The organism is Paracraurococcus lichenis (assembly GCF_030657435.1).
In the GTDB taxonomy this organism is placed as follows: domain Bacteria; phylum Pseudomonadota; class Alphaproteobacteria; order Acetobacterales; family Acetobacteraceae; genus Paracraurococcus; species Paracraurococcus lichenis.
Genome location: NZ_JAUTWS010000192.1, coordinates 1 through 4603, shown reverse-complemented (window position 1 = coordinate 4603; position 4603 = coordinate 1). Strand labels below are relative to the sequence as shown.

The following is a 4603-nucleotide window of genomic DNA, read 5'->3' as shown; positions in this document are numbered from 1 at the left end:
AACAGGTGCGGGCACTGGTGAAGGCGTCTTTCCAGGCGCCAAGCCTGACCTCCGCATCCTCCCACTCGAGGAGATCCTCGGAGCCGCGGTACATGGCGAAGGGACGCAGTTCGTCGATGTAGAAGTCGATCATCTCATCAGGGCGATGCTGATGGGGTTGGTAGCCGTTCCAGTGAACGAGCTGGTCCAACGGCCGCCTGTAGCGGGAGGAGACGGTCTTTTCCGGATAAACGACGGGGATGGTGCCGATGGCCTCGAGATACGACGGATAACCGAGCAACGCGCTGAGTTCCCGGTTCGTCGTGGCCTCGGCGCCCCCGGAAAGCCACGCGGAGGTCAGGCCCGCCGCGGTCACGCCGAGCTGGATGTTCTGTACGGCGGCGCCGATGGAGGCGAGGTAGATGCGGTCGTTGTTCTCGGCGTATTCGGCTCGGTAAGCGTCGGTCGTGCCCTGCGGGAAGCAGCGCTTCCAGCGCGGGTCGCCAAGCACAATGAAGATGGCGACGGTATTCGCGAGGTAGGTCTTCATCACCGCCGGAAAGCCCCTGGCATGAGCCACCAGCCGCTGCGCCTGGCGAAGGAACACGTCGAGCACCTGCTGCCGACGCTCAGGATCCTCGACGATGACCAGGTCCCAGCACTGCGTGTTGGCGCCGGTGGGCGCCCATCGGCCGCACTCGGCGATGCGGAGCAGGGTCTCCCGCCCGACAGCGCGACCCTTCTCGAACTTGCGTACACTGCGGCGGCGGCGGATCACCTCGAGCAGCTCAGGGTAGTGGAGGGAAGCCGGCTCGGCGGGTTCATTCATTGCGTTCTGTGTCCAGAATGACTTGGGGTGCAGACGCGGTGGCACGTTGGTCACGTACCAGGGTGGAACCGCTCGCGCCCATCCATCGGGGGTGATGCCGAGCGCACGGATGAATGTCACTCAATAATCGTGCGCGGTATTTGTGTGCGGCTCCAGCTCCGCTGAGCCTGGATCTTCGCACGGCAATGTTCTCCGAGCGACGCTGATCATGGCGGGCCTTGAGCAACGACTATCGCGCTCCGTCGCCCAGCTTGTCACCCGTTCTCGTGCCGTCCTCTGGCGGCTGCCTGATTGGCATGGCGATCTCGCGGCCGGCCACCGCTTGAGGTGCCGGAAAGTCCCCGACCGCGCCAAATTGCAGTTGCGACGCATTCTCATTTGAGGTTCACTGCCCCCGACCAGCACCGGGAGCTAGCCTATGGGCCGCATCATGCCCTTCGCGCCACGCGTCCTGCACGGCTATCCCGGCACAGTCGAGGCGCTCGACCCGGCCGAGACCCTCCTACTCCACGGCCTGCGCGGCTGGCTCGCTGACCTCCGGCAGTCGCGGGACCCGCTGCCGCGGCTCGGCGGGAGCATGGCGGCCGCCGGCATCCCGCCTGCGGCGGCGTCGCTCGACATGCTCATGCGCGTCCTGGCCCGCACCGCACGCCGGCCGGTGCAGATCGGCTGCCCGCAATGCCCGCGGCTCACCGCGGACGAACAGCGCCTGCTTCATGCTGCGCGGCTTGCCCAGGGCGGGGAAACCGGGCTGGCCGCGGAGGTGCTGCAAGACGGCTTCCTGTCCGGGATCGGTGCCGGCTTCGCCCTCGGGCCGCTCCAGGGGTTGGGGGCATTGTTCCTGGCCGCCGGGCTCGCGCTCCGGCCCCGGCTGTTGGCCGGTCTCGCCGGACCGGATCCGGCGGGCGCAGCGCCCTGGCCGCTATCCCTCTCCACCCGTCACTGACGGAGGCAGCCCCGATGCTCCGAAATCACTCGCTCGGCGTCACGGCGCTGGTCGCCCTCCTGCAACGGGACCGCGGCGCGTCCCAGGAGCCTGGGCACAGGACAGCGGATGGCCGCCGGGAGGCGCCGGCTCCGTCGCAGCCGCCCGGCCCCGGCCCGCGCGGCGACGAACGGCGCGCCCTGGACCGCCCAGAGAGCAGGGCGTAAGGCGATGGCGGCCTGCATGCACCGCGAGGAGGCCGATGAGGGCCGGCCCGTGCGGGATCTTGAGCCGGAGGCGCTCTTCTGCATCGCCGTGCTGCGGACCTGGGTCGCCGCGCATCGTCCCGATGGCGCCGCTACGCCCGATTGGCACGCCGTCTGCGCCGAGGGGGAGCTGACGGACGACGCCGTGCAGGCCTTCGGCGCCTTCCTCGACGCCCTTCGCCGCGGCATGCGGCGCCCGCTCGACATTCGCTGCCGCCTCTGCCCCCTGGTTGGGCGCGACGAGGAGTTCCTGCTGGCGCTCCTGGGCGCATTGCAGCGCGGCGATGTCCTGAGCGGCCTGGACGTCCTGGCGGACTGGCTCGAGCAGCCCGCCGTCATGCCGGCCCTGCCGCTCGCTATGCGCTTGGCGGCGGCCGCGCGTGACTGCGAAATCTGCATTCACGCCCCGGCCCCGGCACCGCCGCGATCGGGCTCGTGCAACGGATCAGCCTGGGCAGCGAGATTGCATTGACGCTCGCGGCACGCGGCAATGTTCCCCGGACGGCTGCCGCCTTGCCATAACGTTCGTACCGCGGCTTTACGCGATCTCTTTTTACTATAGCTGAGTTGGGCGCAGGCTGTGTGAAAGCGTCTTACCGTAACGGCAATCAGCAACTCTGCTGCATCTCGGAAGGCTGGTGCGAAGCACGATTGCTTACCGCTGAAGGCCTGCGACGCGAACATGCGTAACTGAGCGAAGACATCGAATTTTCACACAGCCTCGGTCGTGAGCGGACATAAATGCAGCTTACCTGGCCTCACGCCCCGCTGCGTGGTCTGGCCGAAAGCGGCCTGTCCGCATTTGTGTGATGGCCGCAGGGCACCGGCTCTTGGTGCCCTGCTCAGTCCCACCGCCCTCGGGACTCTCAGCGCGTCGAACTCGACGGGCAAGGACCAACAGGCGCTGATGTCGAGCTACGCTACACCAGCCTATCCGCAGCGGACAGACATGCCGCCGTCAACCACGAGTTCCGTGCCGGTCACGAAGCGCGCTTCTTCGGAGGCAAGGAACAGCACGGCATTGGCAGTGTCCCGCCCATCGCCCGCGAAACCCACCGGGATGCGCGCCAAACGCGGCTTCACGAGCGCCTCCACATCCCCGCCGGCGCGCTGGCCGGCCAGCCGCACCTCCACCATCGGGGTGTGCATCTGTCCCGGCACCACCGTATTCACCCGGATGCCCCTGGCGGCGTTTTGCACCGCGACCACGCGCGAGAGCTGGATCACCCCCGCCTTGGACGCCGCATAGGCGACCTGCGCCGCGCCGGTCCAGCGGATGCCGGAGGTCGAGGCGAGGTTCACCACCGCGCCACTCCCCTGCGCCTCCATGACCGGCAGCACGTGCTTGAGCGTCAGGAAGACACTCTTCAGGTTGGTGTCGACCTGCAGGTCCCAGACCTCCTCGGCCATCTCCACCGGGCCACCGGCGGCCGAGCCGCCGACATTGTTCACCAGCACGTCGATCCGGCCATGGCGCGCAACCACGTCGGCCACCAGCCGGGCGATGGCGGCGCTGTCGGTCACGTCGAGCACCGCGGCCTCGAAGCGGCCGCCCTCGGAGGCGATCCGCTCCGCCGTCTCCGTCATGCTCTCCGACGCGCGGTCCACGCCGATCACCGTTGCTCCTTCGCGGGCCAGCCCGACGGCAATGGCACGGCCATTGCCCCAGCCGGGCCCGACGCAACCGGCGCCGGTGACAATGGCGATCTTGCCCGCGAAACGCTGCGACATGGTCCTGCACTCCATGGATGTCGGTGGTTGGCGCCCCGGGTGCACCGTCAGTCGAGGATGATGTTCGCGGCCTGCGCCACTTGGCGCCAGCGCGCGATCTCGGCGCACTGAAAGGCGCCGTATTCAGCGGGTGTGCCGCCGGCCACGGTGTAGCCGCCCGCTTCCAGGGCTTCGGCGGCCGTGGGTTCGCGCAGGATCGCGGTGATCTCACCAGCGATCCGCTCGCGCAGGGTGGCCGGGGTCGCGGCCGGCGCCATCACCGCCTGCCAGGAACTCACCTCGAAGTCAGGCAGCCCAGCCTCGGCCGCGGTCGGCACCTCCGGCAACAGCGGGTTGCGACGCGCGGCCGTGGTGTTGCGACGACCACTTGAATCCGCCCAATACGTTGCGATTCGGTACATAGAGCGGCTGGTCGAGGCTGGCATCGAGCCCTCGGTCGGTAGCGTCGGCGACTCCTACGACAACGCGTTGGCTGAGACGGTAATCGGCTTGTTCAAGACCGAGGTGATACGGCGGCGCGGACCATGGCGCACCATGGAGGCTGTCGAGTTCGCCACCCTGGAGTGGGTCGACTGGTACAACAATCGTCGCCTCCTCGAGCCGATCGGCAACATGCCACCAGCCGAGGCCGAAGCGCGCTACTATGCCCAGATCGAGGCACCCGCCCTGGCGGCGTGACTCAAGCCAATCAGCCGCCGGCGAACCCGGGGCGGTTCAAAGAGTTGCGTCGCGGGCTGCAGGACTTCGTCGCCCACTACAACACCGCTTGGCTCGTCGCCCGGCACGGCTACTGCACCCCCAACCAGGTCCGAGCCGAGCAACGCAGCCTTGCTCAGTGCCCACCGGCCACCCTACCCTTGGCCGCCTGATTAG

5 protein-coding genes and 1 pseudogene are annotated in these 4603 nt (G+C 68.4%); 3 read left to right on the top strand and 3 right to left on the bottom strand.

Annotated features, from left to right (window positions below):
• A partial coding sequence (locus Q7A36_RS38490; protein WP_305109080.1) for a nitroreductase family protein occupies positions 1-928 on the bottom strand: 928 nt, incomplete at its 3' end.
• Positions 929-1226: 298 nt separating this feature from the next.
• Here Q7A36_RS38490 and Q7A36_RS38485 point away from each other — a divergent pair.
• Together Q7A36_RS38485 and Q7A36_RS38480 are read left to right on the top strand one after the other, a co-directional pair.
• Positions 1227-1754: a hypothetical protein gene (locus Q7A36_RS38485; protein WP_305109079.1), complete on the top strand. Its 528-nt coding sequence runs from the start codon at positions 1227-1229 to the stop codon at positions 1752-1754.
• 255 nt (positions 1755-2009) lie between these two features.
• Positions 2010-2471: a hypothetical protein gene (locus tag Q7A36_RS38480; protein ID WP_305109078.1), complete on the top strand. Its 462-nt coding sequence runs from the start codon at positions 2010-2012 to the stop codon at positions 2469-2471.
• Positions 2472-2929: 458 nt separating this feature from the next.
• Here the strand turns inward: Q7A36_RS38480 and Q7A36_RS38475 are convergent, their stop codons facing one another.
• On the bottom strand, positions 2930-3730 hold the full coding sequence (locus Q7A36_RS38475; protein ID WP_305109077.1) for an SDR family NAD(P)-dependent oxidoreductase: 801 nt from the start codon (positions 3728-3730) through the stop codon (positions 2930-2932).
• Between the two features lie 47 nt (positions 3731-3777).
• Positions 3778-4047 carry a tripartite tricarboxylate transporter substrate-binding protein gene (locus Q7A36_RS38470; RefSeq protein ID WP_305109081.1) on the bottom strand — a complete coding sequence of 90 codons (270 nt, stop codon included), beginning with the start codon at positions 4045-4047 and terminating at the stop codon, positions 3778-3780.
• A gap of 58 nt (positions 4048-4105) precedes the next feature.
• Here Q7A36_RS38470 and Q7A36_RS38465 point away from each other — a divergent pair.
• Positions 4106-4408 (top strand): annotated as a pseudogene (locus Q7A36_RS38465) (integrase core domain-containing protein); the annotation flags it as partial.
• Between the last annotated feature and the right edge of the window lie 195 nt (positions 4409-4603).

Coding starts and splice junctions, on each gene's coding strand:
- Q7A36_RS38485 (WP_305109079.1), top strand. CDS start 1,227: ATGGGCCGCATCATGCCCTTCGCGCCACGCGTCCTGCACGGCTATCCC.
- Q7A36_RS38475 (WP_305109077.1), bottom strand. CDS start 3,730: ATGTCGCAGCGTTTCGCGGGCAAGATCGCCATTGTCACCGGCGCCGGT.